Origin of the sequence: Ensifer adhaerens (genome assembly GCF_020035535.1) — a bacterium.
Taxonomy (GTDB): domain Bacteria; phylum Pseudomonadota; class Alphaproteobacteria; order Rhizobiales; family Rhizobiaceae; genus Ensifer.
The window spans coordinates 1,611,309-1,632,756 of sequence record NZ_CP083350.1; the positions used below are offsets into that span (position 1 = coordinate 1,611,309).

General features: G+C 63.0%; 16 protein-coding genes. 6 read left to right on the forward strand and 10 right to left on the reverse strand.

Going from position 1 to position 21,448, the window contains the following annotated elements; all coding sequences use genetic code 11:
* Positions 1-64: 64 nt before the first annotated feature.
* Positions 65-784 carry a helix-turn-helix transcriptional regulator gene (locus LAC81_RS27670; protein WP_223727889.1) on the reverse strand — a complete coding sequence of 240 codons (720 nt, stop codon included), beginning with the start codon at positions 782-784 and terminating at the stop codon, positions 65-67.
* 92 nt (positions 785-876) lie between these two features.
* Here LAC81_RS27670 and LAC81_RS27675 point away from each other — a divergent pair, with 92 nt between their 5' ends.
* On the forward strand, positions 877-1,488 hold the full coding sequence (locus tag LAC81_RS27675; protein ID WP_223727890.1) for a glutathione S-transferase family protein: 612 nt from the start codon (positions 877-879) through the stop codon (positions 1,486-1,488).
* 45 nt (positions 1,489-1,533) lie between these two features.
* Here LAC81_RS27675 and LAC81_RS27680 read toward each other — a convergent pair whose 3' ends face one another.
* From LAC81_RS27680 to LAC81_RS27715, 8 genes are all read right to left on the reverse strand, one after another.
* The gene (locus LAC81_RS27680) at positions 1,534-2,034 is read right to left on the reverse strand and encodes a hypothetical protein (protein ID WP_223727891.1); all 501 of its coding nucleotides are present in this window, start codon (positions 2,032-2,034) and stop codon (positions 1,534-1,536) included.
* Between the two features lie 96 nt (positions 2,035-2,130).
* Positions 2,131-3,054, reverse strand: coding sequence for a response regulator transcription factor (locus tag LAC81_RS27685; RefSeq protein WP_223727892.1), 924 nt, complete (start codon positions 3,052-3,054; stop codon positions 2,131-2,133).
* Positions 3,047-6,433, reverse strand: a complete 3,387-nt coding sequence (locus LAC81_RS27690; RefSeq protein ID WP_223727893.1) for an ATP-binding protein — start codon at positions 6,431-6,433, stop codon at positions 3,047-3,049. The genes LAC81_RS27685 and LAC81_RS27690 overlap by 8 nt, the downstream gene beginning before the upstream one ends.
* Before the next feature lie 193 nt (positions 6,434-6,626).
* On the reverse strand, positions 6,627-8,030 hold the full coding sequence (locus tag LAC81_RS27695; RefSeq protein ID WP_223727894.1) for a CehA/McbA family metallohydrolase: 1,404 nt from the start codon (positions 8,028-8,030) through the stop codon (positions 6,627-6,629).
* Between the two features lie 7 nt (positions 8,031-8,037).
* Positions 8,038-9,141 carry an ABC transporter ATP-binding protein gene (locus LAC81_RS27700; RefSeq protein WP_223727895.1) on the reverse strand — a complete coding sequence of 368 codons (1,104 nt, stop codon included), beginning with the start codon at positions 9,139-9,141 and terminating at the stop codon, positions 8,038-8,040.
* A gap of 13 nt (positions 9,142-9,154) precedes the next feature.
* Positions 9,155-9,988 carry a carbohydrate ABC transporter permease gene (locus LAC81_RS27705; protein WP_223727896.1) on the reverse strand — a complete coding sequence of 278 codons (834 nt, stop codon included), beginning with the start codon at positions 9,986-9,988 and terminating at the stop codon, positions 9,155-9,157.
* Positions 9,988-10,896: a carbohydrate ABC transporter permease gene (locus LAC81_RS27710; RefSeq protein WP_223727897.1), complete on the reverse strand. Its 909-nt coding sequence runs from the start codon at positions 10,894-10,896 to the stop codon at positions 9,988-9,990. Before LAC81_RS27710 ends, LAC81_RS27705 begins: the two co-directional genes overlap by 1 nt.
* A 115-nt stretch (positions 10,897-11,011) precedes the next feature.
* Entirely contained in the window at positions 11,012-12,373 is a 1,362-nt protein-coding gene (locus LAC81_RS27715) for an extracellular solute-binding protein (protein ID WP_223727898.1), read from the reverse strand.
* A gap of 232 nt (positions 12,374-12,605) precedes the next feature.
* Between LAC81_RS27715 and LAC81_RS27720 the strand changes: the two genes are divergently transcribed.
* Entirely contained in the window at positions 12,606-13,646 is a 1,041-nt protein-coding gene (locus LAC81_RS27720; protein ID WP_223727899.1) for a LacI family DNA-binding transcriptional regulator, read from the forward strand.
* Between the two features lie 11 nt (positions 13,647-13,657).
* Positions 13,658-15,586: a DUF5054 domain-containing protein gene (locus tag LAC81_RS27725; protein WP_223727900.1), complete on the forward strand. Its 1,929-nt coding sequence runs from the start codon at positions 13,658-13,660 to the stop codon at positions 15,584-15,586.
* An 11-nt stretch (positions 15,587-15,597) separates the two neighbouring features.
* Here LAC81_RS27725 and LAC81_RS27730 read toward each other — a convergent pair whose 3' ends face one another.
* Positions 15,598-16,905: an adenylate/guanylate cyclase domain-containing protein gene (locus tag LAC81_RS27730; RefSeq protein ID WP_223727901.1), complete on the reverse strand. Its 1,308-nt coding sequence runs from the start codon at positions 16,903-16,905 to the stop codon at positions 15,598-15,600.
* A gap of 299 nt (positions 16,906-17,204) precedes the next feature.
* Between LAC81_RS27730 and urtA the strand changes: the two genes are divergently transcribed.
* The 3 genes from urtA to urtC all read left to right on the forward strand — a co-directional run bounded on the left by urtA (position 17,205) and on the right by urtC (position 21,443).
* The gene (gene urtA / locus LAC81_RS27735; protein ID WP_113538420.1) at positions 17,205-18,497 is read left to right on the forward strand and encodes an urea ABC transporter substrate-binding protein; all 1,293 of its coding nucleotides are present in this window, start codon (positions 17,205-17,207) and stop codon (positions 18,495-18,497) included.
* A 172-nt stretch (positions 18,498-18,669) separates the two neighbouring features.
* Positions 18,670-20,286: an urea ABC transporter permease subunit UrtB gene (gene urtB / locus LAC81_RS27740; RefSeq protein WP_223727902.1), complete on the forward strand. Its 1,617-nt coding sequence runs from the start codon at positions 18,670-18,672 to the stop codon at positions 20,284-20,286.
* Complete coding sequence (gene urtC, locus LAC81_RS27745) at positions 20,283-21,443, forward strand: urea ABC transporter permease subunit UrtC (RefSeq protein WP_223727903.1); 1,161 nt, start codon at positions 20,283-20,285, stop codon at positions 21,441-21,443. Before urtB ends, urtC begins: the two co-directional genes overlap by 4 nt.
* Positions 21,444-21,448: the final 5 nt, after the last annotated feature.

Genomic DNA, 21,448 nt, shown 5'->3' on the forward strand with positions numbered 1-21,448 from the left:
GGCATGACTGCAAGAAGCAGTCCGAACGCGGTCCGTGGCAACACGGGCCGCGTCGTCGTTTTGGCTATTGGCCGCTCAAGGTCATCTTCGACGTTTCGGGTGCGCCGGCGTTCAGATAGGCGACGAAATCCCTGAGCATTGGGACCCGGCGCGGACGGAAACTCTCGTCCGTCATTCTGATATCGGCGATGCGGTCGACGCGGAACTTGCGGAAGTCCTGACGCAGGCCACACCAGGCGAGCAGCACCAGCACCCGCTCCAGATAGACGATCGCGAGCGGCAGAACCTTTCGGTCGGTCCGCTGCTGTCCCGCGTCCACATAACCGATGACGACCGCACGCTCCTGCCAGCAGGCTTCGCGCAGAAGGCCGACATCGGCGACCGGTGGATCCCGGCGCTCGAAGCGATAGACCTGTGAAGCGGCATGCAGCGCCTGGCGCTGCAACCGATCGGGCAATGTCGCCGTTATCTTCGAAAGCACCGCGCCCGCCGCGGCCGCGAGTTCCGGCTCACCCATGTGCTGCACCTCGGCAAGGCCGAGCACCAGCGCCTCGATTTCCAGGCGCGTGAAAGTTTGTGGCGGCAAGGCGATGTCCTCCGTCAGCCGATAGCCGAAGCCGCGCTCGCCATCGATGACGGCGCCGGCGGCACGCAGGCTGTCTATGTCCCGGTAGAGCGAGCGCAGCGACACTCCGGTCTCTTCGGCGAGGCGGGCGGCCGTCACCGGAGGAGGGAGAGTGCGAAGCGCCTGCAGCAGGCGGAACAGACGATCACTACGGGCCATGGCTGAAAGTTAGACGAAGCCTACTGACGAAAACTGGCAGTTGGGCGACTGTATAAGGTCCACATTGCCAAACGCAACCGAGGAACCTCATCATGCTGACGCTCTTTCACGCCCCGCGCTCGCGCTCGTCGCGCATCATCTCGCTGCTTCGCGAACTCGACGCTATCGACAAGGTGGACATCGAGATCGTCGACATCACCCGCGGTGACGGCAGTGGCAGAAAGGACCCGAGGAACCCGCATCCGGAAGGCAAGGTGCCGGTGCTCGTGCATGATGGCGTGGTGATCTGGGAGAGCATTGCGATCATTCAGTATTTGACCGATCTCTTCCCGGAGAAGAACATGGCGCCGGTCGCCGGTGATCCACAGCGCGGCCGTTATCTGAGCTGGCTTGGGTGGTATGCCGGCGTCGTCGAGCCGGTTCTGATCATGCAGGCAACCGGGCTTTCCCATCACTATTTCGACTTTACTTTCCGCGGCCCCTCCGAGATGGCGAAGCGTCTGGAAGATGCCTTGAAGGACAGCCCCTATCTGATGGGTGACCGCTATACGGCGATCGATCTGCTGCTGCACTCGCCCTTTGCCTGGTATCCCGCCGCCACGCCCGACAGCGCGGTCGTGAAAGCCTGGGTCGAGCGCTGCGCTCAGCGCCCGTCGCTGCAGTGGACGACGGATTACGACGCCCGCACGGCTGTTGCTGCTTGAGCGAACAGGGGGATATCCGCTCTCGAAGCGGGCGGATATCCCGGGCTATCGTCGCTTGAGGTTGATTTCGCTCGTTACAACCCTCTTGCCCGAGGCCGGATCGACGTCGATCGTCGTCAGTTGCATGCCGTCGGTACCGATCTTGCGCAAGGTCAGGTCGGCACGACGGTCGCCATTGACCTCCTTGGCCCAGCGAATGGTGAGATTGATGGCGTCGCCGCTTCGGTTGCCGTTGAGGCCGGCACGACCGCCGCGCGGACCGAGATAGGAGCCGCTATAGGCCGAGCCGGTGTAGCGCAATTGCGCATCGACGGATCGCGAGATCACGAGCATGCCGCGACAAACGCCCTCCATGGAAAGGGCAAGGCCGGTCGCTTCGGAATTGAAGCTGCAGGTGACATTGACCGGCGACATGTTGGTTCGGATGCGGACCGTTCCGGTGCCTGACCAGTTGCCGCCGAGTGTTTTCAGGAATGCATCTTCGTCCGCGCGCGCAACGCCGTTGGCGAAGACGGTCATGACGACAAGCAACAACCATCGGGGCATGGATGCAACCCTCCGTTCGGCGGTGTCGATAGTACACCAGTAGGCGCCTGGATCACCAGCCGAACGTGCCAGCGCCGCGGATGTTCCGGTCTCGCCTCAGATGCCGTGCAGTACCTGTGTCGCCTTGACGGCGGCCGATGCCCGGTTCTCGACGCCGAGCTTCACATAGATCTGCTCCAGATGCTTGGTTACGGTTCGCGCGCTCAGGCCCAGGATCTCCCCGATGTCGCGGTTCGCCTTGCCCTTGGCGATCCAGAGCAGCACCTCGGACTCTCGCTGTGTCAGCGCGAAGTGCTGCCGCAGCATTTCGTCGTCCGTCAGCCGGCTCTCGGCGGTCAGGCGGAAGAGATACTCGTTCGGGCCGATGCCACCGAGATAGGATATCTGCAAGCCCGATTGGCCGGGTTGATCGAGCGTGAAGCTCTCATCGTGCGAAGATGGCCCACGGGCGCGGCTTTCCATCCAGCGGGCGATGCGTTTGGTGACCGTGCTCAAGCCATCGTCACGGCCGGTTGCCGCATTGACGAGGCGGGTCGCCTGTGGTGTCGACCAGCAGACGCCACCGTCGGCGCGCACTGCCAGCAGATGGCGGCCGGCCGCGTCGAGTGCGACCCGTGCGCTCTGGGCGGAGCGGGCATTGGAGAGATGGACGCGGATGCGCGCACGAAGCTCATCGATATTGATCGGCTTGGTCAGATAGTCGACGCCGCCGGCTTCAAGCGCGCGGACAACGTGTTCGGTCTCGCTCAAGCCGGTCATGAACAACACCGGTGTCTGGCCGACGGCGGCGTTGGCCTTGAGCCGCCGGCAAGTCTCGAAGCCGTCCATGCCGGGCATGACCGCATCGAGCAGAATGACGTCGGGAGTGATGCGTTCCGCGATCGAAAGCGCGGCATTGCCCGAGGTTGCGATCAGCGCGGAAAAGCCCGAACGCTCCAGAGCCTCGGTGAGGAAGCCGAGGGCCTCCGGTGAATCGTCGACGAGCAGTACGATGTCGCGGCGGTCGTAGGTCTCAGCCACGGGCGTTGCCTCCTTCTTCTGTGCCGTTCCTGAGGAAGGCGTCGTAGCCCGAAAGATCGAAGGCCTGCACATAGGTTCGGGCCTCCTCGACAAAGGATTGATGTTCGGGCGCCAGCGCCATCTCCGTGAGCTTGGCCTCGATGCCCCTGATGTAGCCGATCTCGCCGAGGCGGATCAGTTCCTGCACGTGATGGAAATCTGGACGCATGATCGACCGGGCCATTGGTGCGGTGTGCGGCGGTCTTTCCTCGCCTTCGTGGATCCAGGTGAGATCGAGATGGACCGCAAGCTTGTCGACGAGTTGGCTGACCACGAAAGGTTTGGCGAGCGTGTCGTTATGGCCGGCAAAGGCGCCGGTCGCAGAGCCGTCGCCGATATTGGCCGACAGCATGATGATTGGTGCCATCTGTCCGGCTTCGCGCAGCCGTCCCGCAAGTTCCCAGCCGTTCATGCCGGGCATCGAAATGTCGATCAGGAAGAGGTCCGCGCTGACGTCCGCAAGCAGCGACAGGCAATCGGCCCCGGATGGGACGGCTAAGACCGTGAAATCCATGGGGACCAGGACCTCGCGCATTAGCGCGCGATGGTCGACATTGTCGTCGACAACGACGATCGTGCGTCGCAAGCCGAGATACGAGGTGATGCGCCGGACCGGTGCCGCGAGCGCCGGGCGGTCGACTGCCGAAAGCATCAGGCGGACGCGGAACGTTGTGCCTTCGCCAAGCGCGCTGGTGACGGCGATTTCGCCACCGAGCGTCTGCGTCAGAAGGCGCGTGATCGTAAGCCCCAGGCCGAGGCCCGGCATGCTGCCGACATGTTCGGCCTCGCCGCGCTGGAACGGGTCGAAGATACGCGGCAGGTCCTTCTCGGCAATGCCGCGGCCGCTGTCGGTTATCGTGAAAGTCGCCACCTGGCTGCGATAGGCGACATCCAGCCGGATGCCGCCCCGCTCGGTGAATTTCAGCGCGTTGGAGAGAAGATTGACCAGGATCTGTCGCAGGCGCTTCTCATCGGTCTTCACGTGGCGCGGCAGGCTGGCGGCGCGTTCATGCTCGAAGGTGATGCTCTTTGCCTGCGCCTGCGGCCGAAACATCTCGACGATCTGGTCGAGGAAATCGTGAATGTTGATCTCGTTGGAATAGACCTGCAGCTTGCCGGCCTCGATCTTCGAAATGTCCAGCAGCCCGTCGATCAGGCCGGAAAGATGGTCGGCGCTGCGCTTGATGACCTTGATCGCGCCCTGGCGCGCCGGCGGTATCGTTTCGTCGCGCTCCAGCACCTGGGCGTAGCCGAGCACGGCGTTGAGCGGCGTTCGAAGCTCGTGGCTGAGGCCGACGACATAGCGGCTCTTGGCGCGGTTGGCCGCTTCCGCCGTTTCCTTCGCCTGTTGCAGCGCTGCGTCCGTCTTCTTGTGCGCGGCAATCTCTTTCAGCAGCAACGTGTTCTGTCGCGACGATTCTTCCTCAGCGACGACGCGGCTGTCATGGGCAAGCACGTAGAACCACGAAACGATACCGGCGAGCACGGCAAAGACGAAGAAGACGACGGCGACAGTACGTTCCACTACTGCAGCGACTTCGGGGGATGAGCCTCCGGTCTGATCGGCGATCATCGCGAGAATAAGGCCGATGCCGGCGATCGACAGCACCGCAGAGATGGCGTAGCGCCCGAGCCGCGTCGCGAGCTTTTCGGTGACAACGCGAGGAAGCAGGGTGTTGGCGACGGTCGCGACCTGGGCGTTGAAGCGCGCCTTCGGCTTGCACATGTCATGGCAGCGGCTATCGAGCGAGCAGCAGAGCGAGCAGATCGGTGCGGCATAGGCCGGGCACCAGGCCATGTCCTCGGGCTCGAACGGGTGCTCGCAGATCGAGCAGGTGATGTCCGTCCGGTTGGCCCAGCTTCGGCGCGGCTTGCGCGCGAGGTAGAACTTGCCGTCGGTACCCCAGGCAATCAGCGGCGAGGCGACAAAGGCGGCGACCAGCGCGATGTAGGGCGCGAGCGAGGCAGCAATCTCGCCGAAGGCACCGAAATGCGCCGTCAGCGCAACGGTCGCCGAGATCGCCATGGCGCCGAGGCCGACCGGATTGATGTCATAGAGATGGGCGCGCTTGAACTCGATGCCCGGCGGCGAGAGCCCGAGCGGCTTGTTGACGAAAAGATCGACCGAAATCGTGCAGAGCCAGGCCATGGCGATGATCGAGAAGACGCCGAGCGTTTCCTCGAGCAGCCGGTAGATGCCGAGCTCCATCAAAAGGAGCGCGATGGCGACGTTGAAGACCAGCCAGACGACGCGGCCCGGGTGGCTGTGCGTCAGCCGCGAGAAGAAGTTCGACCAGGCGAGCGACCCGGCATAGGCGTTCATGACGTTGATCTTTAGCTGCGACACGACAACGAAGGCGACCATCAGGAGAAGTGCTGCCGTGTCGGAGGGGATCATGTAGCCGAAGGCGGTGTAGTACATCTGCGCCGGATCGGCGGCCTTGGTCGAAGGCACGCCGGCCGAAAGCGCCACCACCACCAGGAACGAGCCGGCGAGCAATTTCGGGGCGCCGACGATTACCCAGCCGGAACCGGCGAGGAAGACGGCGATGCGATGATGTAGCTTGCGCTGACCATCGGGCGGCAGGAAGCGCAGGAAGTCCACCTGTTCGCCGATCTGCGCCATCAGCGCGAAGATGACCGCGGACGCCGCGCCAAATTCGACGAGATCGAAGGGCGCGAACGTGCCGGGAGGCCCTGAGGCGTGGTGAATGCCGGAATAGGCAAGCCAGGCGCCGACCTTCTCCCAATCGGCAAAGGCGATGAAAACGAAGGGCAGGACGTTGAGCACGATCCAGAACGGCTGCGTGATCAACTGGAACTTGCTGATCAGCCGCACGCCGTGGGTAACGAGCGGAATGACGACGACGGCGCTCAGGATGTAGCCGATCCACAAGGGGATACCGAGCGCCAGTTCAAGCGCGCCCGACATGATCGAGGCCTCGATCGCGAAGAGGATGAAGGTGAAGCTGGCATAAATCAGCGAGGTCACCGTCGAGCCGATATAGCCGAAGCTGGCGCCGCGGGTGAGCAGATCGATGTCGACGCCGTGGCGGATCGCATGGCGGCTGATCGGCAGCCCCACGGTGAGGATCATCAGGCTGGCGACGACGATCGCAACGATCGCATTGGTCGTGCCGTAGGACATGGTGATGGCGCCGCCGATCGCTTCCAACGCCAGAAAGGAGATCGCGCCGATGGCAGTCTGCGAAATGCGCTCGGAGGAGAAGCGCCGGGCGCTCTTGGCGGTGAAGCGCAGCGCATAGTCCTCAAGCGTCTGGTTGGCGACCCAGCGATTGTATTCACGCCTGACGGGAATGATGCGCTGGCGTGCCGCCATGGGGTTCCTAACGTGCCTTCGAGGGAGCCTCTGCCTTTTTTCTTAGCACGGAAGTTTTCTGCTTAAAATTGCTGCAATCGTAAAATGTGCGTTGCAGCAAAGAAATGTCAGCCATCCGGCTCCGGCGCTGGGCGTGCCGAAATCGGATGATTCATACTCTGAGAATGAGGTCAGTTGCGGAGTGCAGCGGCCGTCAGTTGGGCCGACAATAGATCGGGTTGCTGATGGCGCGGCGGATCGTCTGTTTCGAAAGATCGTCCTCCGAGAGCTCCCAGGGCAAACCTTTGCCGTGAAGGGCTTCCCGGAATGACCCGACGATCGTCTCGCGGCTTGCGACGGCGACGATTTCGGTCCGCAGGAACCGATCGGGCGAACCGGCATAGTGGGCGGTCCAGTCGTCAGCTTCGATGATCTCTTCACCGACGATGCCGGAGGCGTCGAGCCACAGCAGCCGGTCGCCCTTGGCGCCGCGAACCAACGCCTCGGCCACAACGTGGCCGCTGACGCTCGATCCCATCGGTTCGCCGTTGGCGGTGAGTTCCAGATGCGGTCCCGTTGGGCTTTCCGTCACATAGCCGCGACCGGATTTAATGGCCCCAAGCACGGCGTCTTCAGAAAGCTCCTCCATGTAAAGCACGGTCGTCGGACGGGCGAGCACCAGCGGCCCCTCGGGCATCAGTCGCGCCGGCTGGTGGAAATCGCTGCCGCCGATCGCCGAGATCTTCAGGCCCGAGGCAAGGCGCTGTTGGTAGCGCTCGAGCGAAACCCAGTTCCAGGCGAGCCAATGAGACTGCCAGACCTCCATGCAGTCGATTTCGGGGAGCTCGTAGTCCCAGGGGATCGTCGGCTTGTCGTGGTTGACCGAGAGCAGGCCGCCGCGTTCATGCACCAGGCGCGCGAGCGTGTGGGCGTGCTCCGGCTTCGTCATACGAAAGTCGACCCAGTCGTCGACGCCGAAGACATTGGCATGGCCGACGGCCGTGGTGATTTCCATGGCGCGGACAAAGACGAGGTCCGCGGAGGAATGCGAATGGAAGTAGCGCCGCTGGGTGATGGTGTTGTGATCGGGGACCGCGAGGAAGTCGAGCCCCGCCTGTCGCGCTGCGGCATGCAGCATTTCGGGCGAGCCGGCCGCATCCGAGTGGAACGTATGGCAGTGCAGATCGCCGCGATACCATCCGGCTTCCTTGCGCGCAGGGAAACGTCGTTCCGGTTGCGGCACGATCGGGCGCTGGCTTCTGTCGAAATCGACCGTCACGCGAATCTCGGCGCCCTCCTCGGGGATCTTGTAGAGGCCGAGCATCACCTTCCACTGGCCGGGCGGCATCTCGCCGTGGATGTAGCCGGGCGTGGCGTCATCGGTGGCGATGAAGAAGCGGTCGCGCGCCCCGCCGCTCCAGCCGCGAAAACCTTGGCTGGTCGGATAATCGGTCGCGCGCGGATCGAGTGCGCCGAGATCGATGATGCACTGCTCGGATTTCGGATAGCTCAGGGTCACGTCGACGCGCGTCACACCTTCCGGTACCTCGAGCGGCAGGTAGAAGTAGGGATCGGCCGCCTGATGCTGCCGGGTGATCCGCACGGAAAATTCCTGCATGGCCGCCTCAGCGCTCGTCGGCGGCGGGAATGCGGGCGCCGCTGTCGTCGAAGAGGGTGATGTGCCTGGCGTCGAAGGCGAGATGGACGGAGGTTCCGACCTTGATCTCGTCGTCGCTAAAGATGCGCGCGGTCACGCGACCGTTGTCGCCGCGCTCCAACGTGACGAGGCTCTCCGGCCCCATGTTCTCGTTGGCGAAGAGTTCGCCGGAAACCACATTCGGATCGCCTGCGGCTGCGATGCGCAGGTGTTCCGGGCGCACGCCAAGTGTCATCCTGCCTGACTTCGCCGCCTTGGCGATGACGTCGGTGGGGGCGATGGGCGCCAGTTGCAGGCCTTCGGCGCGAAGGTGCAAGGCTCCCTCCCCAATAGACGCTTCCACGGCGACAAGGTTCATCGGCGGATTGCCGACGAAGTTGGCGACAAAGGTCGTCGCCGGCCGGCGATAGATTTCGATCGGCGGCGCGAACTGGACGATCCGGCCCTTGTCCATGACGGCGATGCGGGTTGCGAGCGCCATGGCCTCGGCCTGATCGTGGGTGACGTAGACGGCGGTCATGCCCATGTCGCGCTGCAGGTGGTTGAGAAAGCCGCGCGCTTCGAGGCGCAGCTTGGCGTCGAGGTTCGAAAGCGGCTCATCGAAAAGATAGACCTCGCTCGGATAGACGAGCGCGCGCGCCAGCGACGTGCGTTGCTGCTGGCCACCGGAAATCTGGCTCGGCAGGCGCTTCATCAGGTCGCCGATCTTGAGCACATCGGCCACTTCCTTGGCGCGGGCGTGGCGTTTGGTCTCTTGCTCGCCGCGCACCTTCAGGGGATAGGCGATGTTGTCGGCGATGTTCATGTGCGGGTAGAGCGCATAGTCCTGGAAGACCATGGATATGCCGCGGTCCTTCGGGTGCAAATAGGTGACGTCACGGCCGCCGATCATCACCCGGCCTGAGGTCGGCGTTTCGAGACCCGCGATCATGCGGAGACTGGTCGTCTTGCCGCAGCCCGACGGGCCGAGCAGGCAGATGAATTCGCCATCGGCGATCTGGAAGCTGATGTCGGGCACGGCGACGAAGGCGCCGAAGGTCTTGGAGATGTTCTGGAATTCGACAGAGGCCATGACAGATTTCCGATTACGACTTGATGCCACCGAAGAACCGGAAACCGAATTTCCAATTCACGAAGAGATAAAGGGCGATGACAGGCAGCGAGTAGATCAGCGAATAGGCGGCAAGCAGCGTGACGATCGGCGTGCCGGCCTCCGAATAGAAGGAGTAGATCGCGACGGATGCCGGCATCAGCTTGTCGCTGCGCAACAGGATGAAGGGGATGAGGAAGCTGCCCCAGATGTTGACGAAGGCCCAGACGACGACCACGACGATGCCGGGCCTTATGACCGGCAGTGCGACGTCGAAGAAGGCCTGAAGTGGGGAGGCGCCGGCGACCATCGCGCTCTCTTCATAGGAGCGCGGAATGGCGTCGATGAAATCGCGAAGGATGAACATCGCCGTCGGCAGCAATCCGCCGGCGAAGACGAGGATCACGGCGAGGTGGGTATCGATCAGACCTGCCGCCGAGATGATGAGGAAGATCGGCACCATCGCCGCCGAGCCCGAAACCACCGAGGAAAACAGAAGCAGGATATAGGTGACGGCGCCCTTGCCAGGGATCGGCGAGCGCGAGAGGGCATAGGCGGCAAGTGTCGCCGCCGCGCCGACCAGCACCACGCCGCCCGCCGCCTGGATCAGGCTATTGAGCAGCGCCTGCATGGCAAACGTGTTCTGGAAGACGGTGGCGAAATTCGAAAGCGTGAAAGGCGAGGGGATCGCAAGCCCGAGTTCGGCACGCGCATTGAAGGGCGCAAAGATGAACCAGACGAGCGGCAGCGCGAAGACCGTACCGAGGAAGGCGGCGGCGGCCGCAAAGATCGTGCGCCGCACGAAGATGTTCTGGGCTTTCTTCTGCATCATTCCGCCTCCACCTGCTTCTTGTGTGCAAGACGAAGGTAGACGAGCGCGAAGGCGAGATTGATCAGCATGATGACGACGCCGACGGCAGCGCCCTTGCCGAATTCGAAATCCTTGAATGCGATGCGGTAGGTGTAGATCGAGAGGATTTCGGTCCGATAGGACGGCCCGCCGTGGGTGAGCAGGAACGGCGTGAAGACGTTGAAGGTCCACATGGTGATAAGGATGAGATCGGTGACGACATGGCCGCGGATCAAGGGCAGGGCGATATCGCGCAGCTTCTGCCAGGAGGTGGCGCCGGCGACATCGGCGGCCTGGAAATAACTCGGCGGGATCGACTGGAAGGCCGAGTTGAACAGCATCATCGAGAAGGCGGCACCCCGCCAGGTGTTGAAGAAGACGATCACCCAGAACGGCTGCTGCAACAGCCAGTCGCCCGGCGGCAGGCCGAGGCCGCGCAGGATCATGTTGAGCGTGCCGTTGTCGTAGTCGAGGAAGGCGAACCAGGCAAAGCCGATCACGACCTCTGGCAGAATCCAGGCGGCGATGACCGCGGTCTGCAGGAAGGATTTGAGCGTGGGCGTCACCGTCTGGCTGAGCCAGGCGAGCAGCAGGCCGAGCAGCGCCTGGCCGATGAGGGCCGATAGCAACACGAACTGGATCGTCAGGATCAGCGAAAAGCCGAACTGGCCGCGGGTAAAGAAGGTCGCCGGATTGAAGAGCGCAAAATAGTTCTGCAGGCCGACGAAGTCAGGATCGACGGCCGTGCGCCCGAGCAGCGTGCGGTTGGTGAAGGAGACGAAGATTACCCAGAAGAAGGGGATGATGACGAAGACCCCGACGAGGGCCGTGGCCGGTGCCAGAAAGAGCGCGCCGGCGCGCGTCGAAAGCAGGGAGAATTTCTTCATGCGCGTTTCATGCCCATATCCTGGATCGGGAGCCCGGCCACGGATGGCAGCCGGGCGCTCTGTCGTTGGATCGAAGCGGGATGAGGGCCTCGTTCGGCCGCATCCCGCATTGGCTTTAGAGCGTGCTGACGGTGTTTTCTTCGCCGACAATGGCGATGACGGCAGCCTTGTACTGAGCCATCGCGTCCTCAGGCGAGAGTTCGCCGGAAACGACGCTTTCGGTCATGCGCTGGATCTCGGTCGAGACCTTGTTGTAATTGGCGTCGTTCGGACGCGCCGTGGTGATCGGCAGCAGGGTCGTTGCCGTTTCCGTCAGGAACGGCGAGTTCGGGATCGCCACGTCGTCACGGATGCGGATGGCAGGCTGGATTTCCTGAAACGCGTCGAGCTGCTCCTTGCTGTTCATGAACGAGAGCAGCGCCCAGGATTCGGCAGGTGCGTCCGTATGCGGATTGATGACGAAGCCAGTGCCGCCGGACATCGTGACGAAATCCTGGCCACGCAGGCCTTTGCCCGGTGCCGCGGCCGGCATCTTCTTCCAGGTCATGGTGTTGTCGCGATCGGCGACGGCGAATTCGGCGCCGGGCGCTGTCACCGAGCGATAGAACCAGTCGCCCTCGACCAGCATCGCAGTCTTGCCGTCGCGGAAATTGGCGAAGGTCCGGTTGCGGCCGTCGGCAAGCAACTGCGCGCGCTGGTCGCCGAGCTTGTCGTCGACATAGATGGTCTTGTAGAGCTTCAGCGTGTCGAGAATGCCCTGGCTCGAAACGATGTACTTGCCGCTATCGTCGGTGACCTGCTCGCCGGTGCCGAGCAGCGCCATCCAATAGCCCTGCATCGTCGTCGCCTCGCCCATGGAGACGCCGGCATTGAGCTGCAGCGGGAAGCTGTCGGGGGCGGTCGCCTTGATCTTGCGCGCGGCGTCGAGCAACTCGTCCCAGGACTTCGGCTGCCAGCTGTCGGCATCGAGGCCGGCCGATTTGAACAGGTCCTTGCGCACGAAGATCATGCGGGCGTCGGTGCCGAGCGCAATGCCGTAGGGCTTGCCCTGGTAGCTCATCAGCGCCTTGGTGCCGTCGGAGATATGCTGCCAGCCTTCCCATTTCGGAACGTCTGGGCCGGCCACCTCCTCGAGCGATTTCAGGAGATTGCCCTGGACGAAGCTCGGGATCAGGAAGCCGTCGAAGCCCGAGACGTCAGGGCCGGCGCCGGTGGAAAAATCGAGTGCGAGCTGCTGCGTCAGCTGCTCGTCCTCGCCGCCGAACTGCGTGAGCTTGACGGTGACGTCCTTGCCTTCGGCCTTCATCTTCTCGGTAAAGGCGGGAATGACCTTCTTTTCGATCCATTCGGCCATGCCGCTGTTTACGCCGCCGATGATGCAGCGGCACGTAACGTTGAGTTCGGTGGCGCTCACCGGCGCGGCAAAGGCAATGGCCGCGGCTGCGCCGAGCAATAGGGAATGAAACCTGGTACGCATGTTTTCTCCTCCCGGTCGATCCTCTCAAGGACCTATGTGTCTGGCTGCGACAGTCCGTCCCTCCTCCAGGTCCGGCGTCCCGACGGTAACCAAGAATGAACACGCTTTCATTTTTGTCAACATGGACTAAGCGTTCTTTCCGTGATTATCGAAGGAATACCTATTCCACTTGACGAAATCGCCGAGTTGATTTCTTTTGTGAATGAACACGTTTTCATTTTGTGACGGATAAATGAACGATCGCGCCGACAAGAAAGCTGCCCGAGCCACCGCAGATCAGGTGGCGCGCGAGGCCAATGTTTCCCGTGTTGCCGTGTCTCGGGCCTTCAACCCGAACGCTTCGCTGAAGCCGGAAAAACGCGACCGGATCCTGCAGGTGGCGCGCGAACTGAACTACACGCCCGACATGGCGGCGCGATCGCTCGTCACCGGCCGCTCGCATCTCGTCGGCATGATCGTGCCCGATGTCTGCAGCCCCTGGGAAAGCCAGGAGATCGACGCGCTGACCACTGCATTGCAGGCGGAAGGTTTCGCGACGCTGCTCTTCAAGGCCAAGGCCGATTTCAGCATGGATCCGCGCCTGCTCACCTATATGCGCGGTTTCAACCCGGATTCGGTGATTGCCTTCACCGAGAACATCCTGCCCGACGTGCTCTGCGGCTTTCTCGATCGCGCCGTGCCGATCTATGTGATCTACGACGATGTGAAGCAGTTCGCGGGTGCCGCCTCCGGCACGCTCTACGACCGCCTGCTGGTGCGGCAGAAGAACGGCATCGAACAGGCGGTGGCGTTGCTTCAGGGCTATGGCGCCCGTCGCATCGCCTATCTCGGCGGCAAGGCGCAGTCGCTCGCCAATGCCGAGCGCGAGCGCACGCTGAAGGAGACGCTCGTCGAACGCGGCATGGATGCGCCGATCGTGCTTGCCGGCGACTACACCTATGACACCGCCTACCAGGCGACGCTCGATCTCTTTCGCATCGGCGAGGGCGCCGACGCGATCTTCGCGGCCAACGACGTCGGTGCCTTCGGGGCGATCGACGCGCTGCGCCACGAACTCGGGCTCTCCGTGCCCGAAGACGTCAAGGTCGTCGGCTTCGACGACATCCCGCAGGCGCACTGGAAGAGCTACAACCTCACCACCGTGCGCATCGACCTCGAAGAGCGCGTGCGTGCGCTCGTCCGCCTCATCCTCATGCGGCTCAGGGCACCCGATGCCGAGCCGCTTACCGAGACACTCAACACCCGCCTGATCGTGCGGGGCACCGTCGGTTGAAGGTAATGAACATGACCGGAAAACGCATTCACGTCGTCTTCAAGACACATCTCGATATCGGCTTCACCGATCACGCAGAGAAGATTCGCAAGCAGTATCACGAGCGCTTCATTCCGCAGGCGATCGAGACCGGCGAGCACTTCTTCAAGGAGAATCCGAAAGAGCCGCAGTTCATCTGGACGACCGGTGCCTGGCTGATCTGGGATCACCTGAATTCACGTTCGAAAGAAGAGGTCGCGCGGCTGGAGCAAGCGATCGAGCGGGGGCTGATCCGCTGGCACGCACTGCCTTTCACGACCCATACGGAGCTGATGTCACCTGATCTTTTCAAGGCGGGTCTTTCCTATGCGCAGGAGCTCGACCATCGCTTCGGTCTGAAGACGATTGCCGCGAAGATGACCGACGTGCCCGGACATACGCTCGGCATGGTGCCGCTCTTGGCGCAAGCCGGCGTGCGCTTCCTGCATATCGGCGTCAACTCGGCCTCGCCGCCGCCGGAAATCCCCGATGTTTTCCGCTGGCGGGCGCAGGGTGGCGAAGAGATCATCGTCATGTACCAGCGATCCTATGGCGAGACCTATTTCCCCGAGGGCCTCTCCGACGGCCTGAGCTTCGCGCACACCAGCGACAATATCGGCCCGCAGAGCGTATCGCAGACGGCCGAGGCCTATCGCGAGATCCTGAAGCACGAGCCGGGTGCCGTCGTGCGTGCTGCGACGCTGGAGGACTACGGCAAGCTGATGTGGGAGGCGCGCGAACGTTTCCCAGTGGTAGAGAAGGAACTCGGCGATAGCTGGATCCACGGCAGCGGCACCGACCCGGAAAAGATCGCCCGTTATCTGGCGCTGCAGCGGCTCTACGACCGATTTGCCGCAGAGCGGATGACGGCAAGCCGCCAGGCTTTCGGGCGCAAACTGGCGCTGGTCGCCGAACACACCTGCGGCGTCGATATCAAATCGTTCCTGCGCGACGAGAAAGCCTGGGCGCGCCCGGCCTTCGAAGCGGCACGAAAATCCGATCAGCGCTTCCACTATACCGAGGCATCCTGGGCGGAGCAGCGGGCCTATCTCGACCAGGCGGTCGCGGAACTGGACGGCGAAGACGCCGCCCGAGCGGAGGCGGCCCTTGCCGAGATTTCGGTTCCAACGCGGCCAGAGGCAAGCGAAACCGCTACGCGGCTCGATGTCGGTGGCTGGCTCATCGAGCTTGATCCGGTAACCGGCGACGTCGCCGCGCTGACGGCGCCCGATGGGCGAACGATCCGCGGCGCCAACAGATCGCTGATTGCCTATCGCTACGAAAGCTACGACGCCAGCGACGTGCGCCAGCATATGGATACGTATCTGACCCATTGGATGGACTGGGCCGTGCTCGATCATGATAAACCGGGGCTTGCGAAGGTTGCGGAGGCGCGCTCGCAGGCCTACGCGCCACAGCTTCGCGGCACAACCGCAACATCCATCGTTGCAGCCATGCCGGCAGAAGCGGTGGAGCAAATGGGCGCGCCCGCCGAAATCGCCATCGAATTTTACGCCGGCAAGGACGGGCTCGATATCCGGCTGTCCCTCTATGGCAAGAATGCCAACCGCATGCCGGAAGCGAGCTTCCTGTCGTTCACGCCGGAGGGGCGTTCCGCGTGGCACGTGCGCAAGATGGGGCACTGGCACGCGACCGGCAATTTCGCCCATGCCGGCGGTGCGCAATTGCAGGCGGTCACGGCTGTTCGCGGGCAGACGGAAGCGGGTGTAGAACTCGTGGTCGAAAACCTCGACACGCCGCTGGTCGCGCCGCAAGCCTGGCCGTTCATGGCCTTCTGCAAGGACCTGCCCGACTATTCCTCAGGCGTTCGCTTCAACATTCACAACAACAAATGGGGCACCAACTTCCCCATGTGGTGGGGCGGCGATTTTACCACCCGGTTCACGCTCGGCCTCAGATGACTGCTGTGCCGTCAGTGCTCGCTCCGGGCTGTGTCCTGCGCGGCGCCCTTTTGATTGCTCGTCCGCGCCCCGATTTCAGTTTTGTGGTGTAAGTACCAGATATCGACCGGAAGCCGGCGGCCAAGCAGCACGACGGCCTCCTGCTGGACCCATGTCGCAGGTGGCACCGGCGCCTGAAGCCGCGCCATCAGCGCTGCGGAAACGACGAGGGGCGCCTGCAGCGTCTTGGTGAGCGACTCCAGGCGCTGGGCGACGTTGACCGCGTCGCCGATCACGGTGAACTCGCTATGGCAGCCGCTGTCGAGAACGCCGCCGACGACGGTGCCGAAGTGCAGACCGATACCGGCATCGAGGGCCGGATGGCCGTTCAGGGCGTTGTGGTTCTTCCAATCCGTCAGGATGTCGACGAGGTCCAACGCGCAGGCAAGCGCCCGATCCGCATCGTCTTCCTTTGGCCTCGGCTGACCGAAGACCGCCATCACCCCGTCGCCGATGAATTTGTCGACGGTGCCGCCGTGTTCAAAGATCGTCTGCGACACGAGCTGGCGATATTCGGCGAGAACGAATGCGAGTTCGGGAGCGGGTGCTGTTTCCGAGAACCGCGTGAAGTCGCGCAGGTCGACGAACATGATCGCCGCACGGCGCCGCTCCAGGCCAAGCGCATCACCCTGCTCCTGCAGCGCCGAGACGACCAGCGGTGAAAAGAAGCGGGAAAGATTGTGCCGTCGTTGATCCGCCTTGAGCGCTTCCTTGCGGGTCCGGTCATGGTCGCGCGCAAGAAGATAGATCGCGAAGGCGGTAAAACCGAAGCTGACCGTCAGGCCGAGATCCTGATTGAAGAATGCCCCCAGCAATGAAAGCGGGCCGGCCGCATCATGTCTTGCAGCCGTGAGGGCCAGCATCATCGCCCAGGATGCAAGCACGATGCCGGAGAAAATGAGAACGAGCCGCCTCTCCAGCTTGAGGCCGACATGGACGAGCAGGATGAAGGCGACGACGAGGCTGGTCGTCGTCAGGTTGTGGTTCGCCGTCACCGGCCCGGCAAGAATATGAGCATAGAGCAGCAGCGCGACCAAGAGCGCATCGAGAACGACGAAGAAGGTCGTCAGCCAGGTGCGGCCGGGCAGATAGCGCGCCGTCGCCACCGAAGCGATGCTGATGGCGAGATAGCTGACGACGACGACCGCGTGCATGCGTTCCGCGCCCTCGTTGCCACCGAGCAGGAGGCTCGCCAGCAGGATCGCAAAGGCGACGAAGCGCAGGATAAGCGAGCGCTTCTCGCGGGCAAAATCCCAATGCGGGTGAAGTGAGGAGGTCATGTCTTTCGGGGCCCTTGGGGCTTGATGCATCCTGGCCGCGCGCATCGATCTCTGTCTCCAGCTCGGCTGCCGTCAGCGCGGGCCCGGTTCTAGAGCTTCCAACGGTGGTAAGGTCAAGCATGAAGGGGTCCGATTGTGCCGGCCTCGGCGGTCCATCGTCGACCGGCTTCCTCTTTGCCCCCGGCGCCTACGTAGAATGACGTATGTGCAGTGCAGCGTGGCTGGCCGATGATCCCCTCAAGCAACGGCTGAAAAGCACCGAAAGCCCAGTTGCTCCAGAACGAGAGGGGTTCCATCAGATGAATATCAAGGCAAGCGTCACCGGCGCATTCCTGGCCGCCATCCTGTCGACGACGGCGTTCAACGGCGCTTTCGCCGCTGACGACACGATCAAGGTCGGCATCCTGCATTCGCTTTCCGGCACCATGGCGATCTCCGAGACGACGCTGAAGGACGCCATGCTGATGCTGATCGACGAGCAGAACAAGAAGGGCGGCCTGCTCGGCAAGAAACTCGAAGCCGTCGTCGTCGACCCTGCGTCCGACTGGCCGCTCTTTGCCGAAAAGGCACGTGAGCTGATCTCTGTCGACAAGGTATCCGCAGTCTTCGGCTGCTGGACCTCGGTGTCGCGCAAGTCCGTTCTGCCGGTGTTCGAAGAGCTGAATTCGATCCTCTTCTACCCGGTCCAGTACGAGGGCGAGGAAAGCCAGCGCAACGTCTTCTACACCGGCGCCGCACCGAACCAGCAGGCGATCCCGGCCGTCGACTACCTGATGGAGAACGAGAGCGTCGAGCGCTGGGTGCTGGCCGGCACAGACTATGTCTATCCGCGTACGACCAACAAGATCCTCGAGGCCTATCTGATTTCCAAGGGCGTGAAGCCCGAGGACATCATGATCAACTACACGCCCTTCGGTCATTCCGACTGGCAGACGATCGTGTCCGACATCAAGAAGTTCGGCTCGGCCGGCAAGAAGACCGCCGTCGTCTCGACCATCAACGGCGACGCCAACGTGCCCTTCTACAAGGAGCTGGCGAACCAGGGCGTCAAGGCCGAGGACATTCCGGTCGTCGCCTTCTCGGTGGGCGAAGAGGAACTCGCCGGTCTCGATACCACGCCGCTCGTCGGCCATCTCGCCGCCTGGAACTATTTCCAGTCGGTCGACACGCCTGCCAATGCCGAGTTCATCAAGACCTGGAAGGCCTATACCAAGAACGACAAGCGCGTGACCAACGATCCGATGGAAGCACATTACATCGGCTTCAACATGTGGCTGAAGGCGGTCGAAAAGGCGGGCACGACCGATACGGACAAGGTCCTCGACGCGATGATCGGCGTTTCCGTGCCGAACCTTTCGGGCGGCTATTCGACGATGATGCCGAACCACCACATCACCAAGCCAGTGCTGATCGGCGAGATCCAGGGCGACGGCCAGTTCGAGACGGTTTGGGAAACCCCCGGCCTCGTCGTCGGCGACGAATGGTCCGATTACCTGCCGGACTCCAAGGACCTGATCTCCGATTGGCGCGCGCCGATGTCCTGCGGCAACTTCAACGTTGCCACCGGCAAGTGCGGCGGCAAGGGCTCCTGATTTCATCACGTAATCATAACCGGGCGGTCAGCCGCCCGGACAATCCTTGCATGACGAAATCCGGGGGCAAGCACCCTCCGCCCGATGATGCGGCCGGGCGGAGGGAGTTCCCACGAAACCTCGACCGAAGCCTGTTGCCCGCGCGGCACGGCGAGACCCGAGCGAGAGGGTGATGTACCGAATTCTGCAAATCCTGCTTGTTGCCCTGTGCCTGGTCATCTCGATCCATGTTCTCGGGCTTCGCGCCGCCGATGATCTCGGCGCACTGATTGACCAACTCGGCGCGGCAAAGCTCTCGGACATGGACGGTCGCATCTCGGCACTCGCCAGCACCGGCGACGCCAAGGTCATTCCCGTGCTTCAGGCACTGGGCGAAGGCGAGCTTTACCAGCGCAAGTCCGACGGCAAGGTCTTCCTCGTCAAGGCGCAGGGCGCAAACCTGCTGCTCACCGATCCCGTGACCGCCGCTGATGCCGGAGAGGCGCCGAAGGCGGCGATGCAGAAGGTCAAGGTCAACAATGCCGTGCGTCGCGCGGTTCGAAGCGCGCTCGGCGGCCTGACGTTGTTCAGCGATGACGCCGGGGCGCGGCTGAAGGCGGCGCAATCCATGCTGCAGACGCCGAATGCCGATGCGCTCGAGGCGATCGAAACGGCGATCGCAGCCGAGAAGGACGGGACCGTGCGCAAGGTTCTCGACGAGGCTCGCGCGGTGACGCTGCTTGTCTCGGATCGCCCCGACGATCAGAAGCGCCAGGCGATCGCACTGCTTGCCGAAGGCAACGGGCGCAACGGTCTTGCGGTGCTGACCTCTGCCCTGGCTAGCGCCAATGCATCCCTCAAGCCCGACATCGAGGCGGCGATTGCCCGGATCGAACAGACCCAGGCCTTCTGGAACGCCGGTCAGAACATCTGGTACGGCCTGTCGCTCGGCTCCGTTCTCCTCTTGGCCGCCATCGGACTGGCCATCACTTTCGGCGTCATGGGAATCATCAACATGGCCCATGGTGAGATGGTCATGCTCGGCGCCTACACGACCTTCCTGGTGCAGGAGGTCATACGCAACGCCTATCCCGGCCTCTTCGACTGGTCGCTGGCGATCGCGCTGCCGCTCGCCTTTCTCGTGACCGGCGCGGTCGGTCTCGCGATCGAGCGCGGCGTCATCCGCTTTCTCTATGGCCGCCCGCTCGAGACGCTGCTTGCCACCTGGGGCATCTCGCTCATCCTGCAGCAGTCGGTGCGTTCACTCTTCGGGCCGACCAACCGCGAGGTCGGCAATCCCTCCTGGATGGCCGGCGCCTTCGATCTCGGTGGGCTGACGATCACCTGGAACCGCCTCTGGATCATCGTCTTTGCGCTGGCGGTGTTCGCAGCCCTCCTGTTCCTCCTCAAGAAAACGCCGATGGGGCTTCGGATGCGGGCCGTGACCCAGAACCGGCGCATGGCGTCCTCCATGGGTATTCGCACGCCGCGCGTCGATGCCCTGACCTTCGCGCTCGGCTCCGGCATTGCCGGCATGGCGGGCGTCGCGCTCTCGCAGATCGACAACGTCTCGCCCAATCTCGGACAGGGCTACATCATCGACAGCTTCATGGTCGTCGTCTTCGGTGGTGTCGGCAATCTCTGGGGCACGCTCGTCGGCGCCTTCTCGCTCGGCATCCTCAACAAGTTCCTCGAGCCCTATGCCGGCGCCGTGCTCGGCAAGATCCTCGTCCTGGTGCTGATCATCCTCTTCATCCAGAAGAAACCGCGCGGGCTCTTCGCGCTCAAGGGAAGGGCGGTGGAAGCATGATCACGTCGTTTCTGATGCGGTCGTTCGACCGTAGCATCCTCTTTGTCGTGGCGATCCTCGTTGGCTTGGCGCTCCTCGTTCCAGCGCTCAACCTTTTGACCGCGCCCGATCATCCGCTGCATGTGCCGACCTATCTGGTCTCGCTCTTCGGCAAGTATCTCACCTATGCGCTTCTGGCGCTGGCGCTCGATCTCGTCTGGGGCTTTTGCGGCATCCTTTCGCTGGGGCATGCGGCCTTCTTCGCGCTCGGTGGCTACGCCATGGGCATGTATCTCATGCGCCAGATCGGCGCGCGCGGCTCCTACGGCAATCCGCTGCTGCCGGATTTCATGGTATTCCTCAACTGGAAGGAACTGCCGTGGTTCTGGCACGGCTTCGACATGTTCTGGTTCGCGGCGCTGATGGTGGTGCTGGTTCCGGGCCTGCTTGCCTTCGTTTTCGGCTGGTTCGCTTTCCGCTCGCGCGTGAACGGCGTCTATCTCTCGATCATTACCCAGGCGATGACCTATGCGCTGCTGCTCGCCTTCTTCCGCAACGACATGGGTTTCGGCGGCAACAATGGCCTCACCGACTTCAAGGACATCCTCGGTTTCAACATCCAGGCTGACGGGACGCGCGCCGCATTGTTCGCAACCTCGGCGCTGATGCTGGCGCTCTGGCTGATCCTGACGTCGGCGATCGTGCGCTCCAAATACGGCAAGGTGCTCGTGGCGGTGCGTGATGCCGAGAGCCGGACGCGCTTCCTCGGCTATCGGGTCGAACACATCAAGCTCTTCGCCTTTACCGTCTCGGCGATGATGGCGGGTATCGCTGGCGCGCTCTATGTGCCACAGGTCGGGATCATCAATCCCGGCGAGTTCGAGCCGGGCAATTCGATCGAGGTGGTGATCTGGACGGCGGTCGGCGGGCGCGGCACGCTGATCGGCCCGATCGTCGGTGCTATTCTCGTCAATGGCGGCAAGAGCATCTTCACCGCGGCGTTTCCGGAGTTCTGGCTCTTCGCGCTTGGTGGCCTCTTCGTACTGGTCACCCTGTTCCTGCCGAAGGGCGTCGTCGGAACGGCCGGCGCGTACTTCGCCCGCCGGCGTGCGGAGCGTCGGACGCGGGCGGCTGATACTCAGGACAATCTGGCCGTTGAACCCATGGCGGCGGAGTAGGCAAG

Excerpts from the sequence above, each read along its gene's own strand:
- LAC81_RS27725 (WP_223727900.1), top strand. The coding sequence starts at position 13,658 with ATGACCGGAAAACGCATTCACGTCGTCTTCAAGACACATCTCGATATC.
- LAC81_RS27730 (WP_223727901.1), bottom strand. The coding sequence starts at position 16,905 with ATGACCTCCTCACTTCACCCGCATTGGGATTTTGCCCGCGAGAAGCGC.
- LAC81_RS27695 (WP_223727894.1), bottom strand. The coding sequence starts at position 8,030 with ATGCAGGAATTTTCCGTGCGGATCACCCGGCAGCATCAGGCGGCCGAT.
- urtB (WP_223727902.1), top strand. The coding sequence starts at position 18,670 with ATGTACCGAATTCTGCAAATCCTGCTTGTTGCCCTGTGCCTGGTCATC.
- LAC81_RS27720 (WP_223727899.1), top strand. The coding sequence starts at position 12,606 with ATGAACGATCGCGCCGACAAGAAAGCTGCCCGAGCCACCGCAGATCAG.
- LAC81_RS27710 (WP_223727897.1), bottom strand. The coding sequence starts at position 10,896 with ATGAAGAAATTCTCCCTGCTTTCGACGCGCGCCGGCGCGCTCTTTCTG.
- urtA (WP_113538420.1), top strand. The coding sequence starts at position 17,205 with ATGAATATCAAGGCAAGCGTCACCGGCGCATTCCTGGCCGCCATCCTG.
- LAC81_RS27700 (WP_223727895.1), bottom strand. The coding sequence starts at position 9,141 with ATGGCCTCTGTCGAATTCCAGAACATCTCCAAGACCTTCGGCGCCTTC.
- LAC81_RS27705 (WP_223727896.1), bottom strand. The coding sequence starts at position 9,988 with ATGCAGAAGAAAGCCCAGAACATCTTCGTGCGGCGCACGATCTTTGCG.
- urtC (WP_223727903.1), top strand. The coding sequence starts at position 20,283 with ATGATCACGTCGTTTCTGATGCGGTCGTTCGACCGTAGCATCCTCTTT.
- LAC81_RS27715 (WP_223727898.1), bottom strand. The coding sequence starts at position 12,373 with ATGCGTACCAGGTTTCATTCCCTATTGCTCGGCGCAGCCGCGGCCATT.
- LAC81_RS27680 (WP_223727891.1), bottom strand. The coding sequence starts at position 2,034 with ATGCCCCGATGGTTGTTGCTTGTCGTCATGACCGTCTTCGCCAACGGC.
- LAC81_RS27690 (WP_223727893.1), bottom strand. The coding sequence starts at position 6,433 with ATGGCGGCACGCCAGCGCATCATTCCCGTCAGGCGTGAATACAATCGC.
- LAC81_RS27675 (WP_223727890.1), top strand. The coding sequence starts at position 877 with ATGCTGACGCTCTTTCACGCCCCGCGCTCGCGCTCGTCGCGCATCATC.
- LAC81_RS27670 (WP_223727889.1), bottom strand. The coding sequence starts at position 784 with ATGGCCCGTAGTGATCGTCTGTTCCGCCTGCTGCAGGCGCTTCGCACT.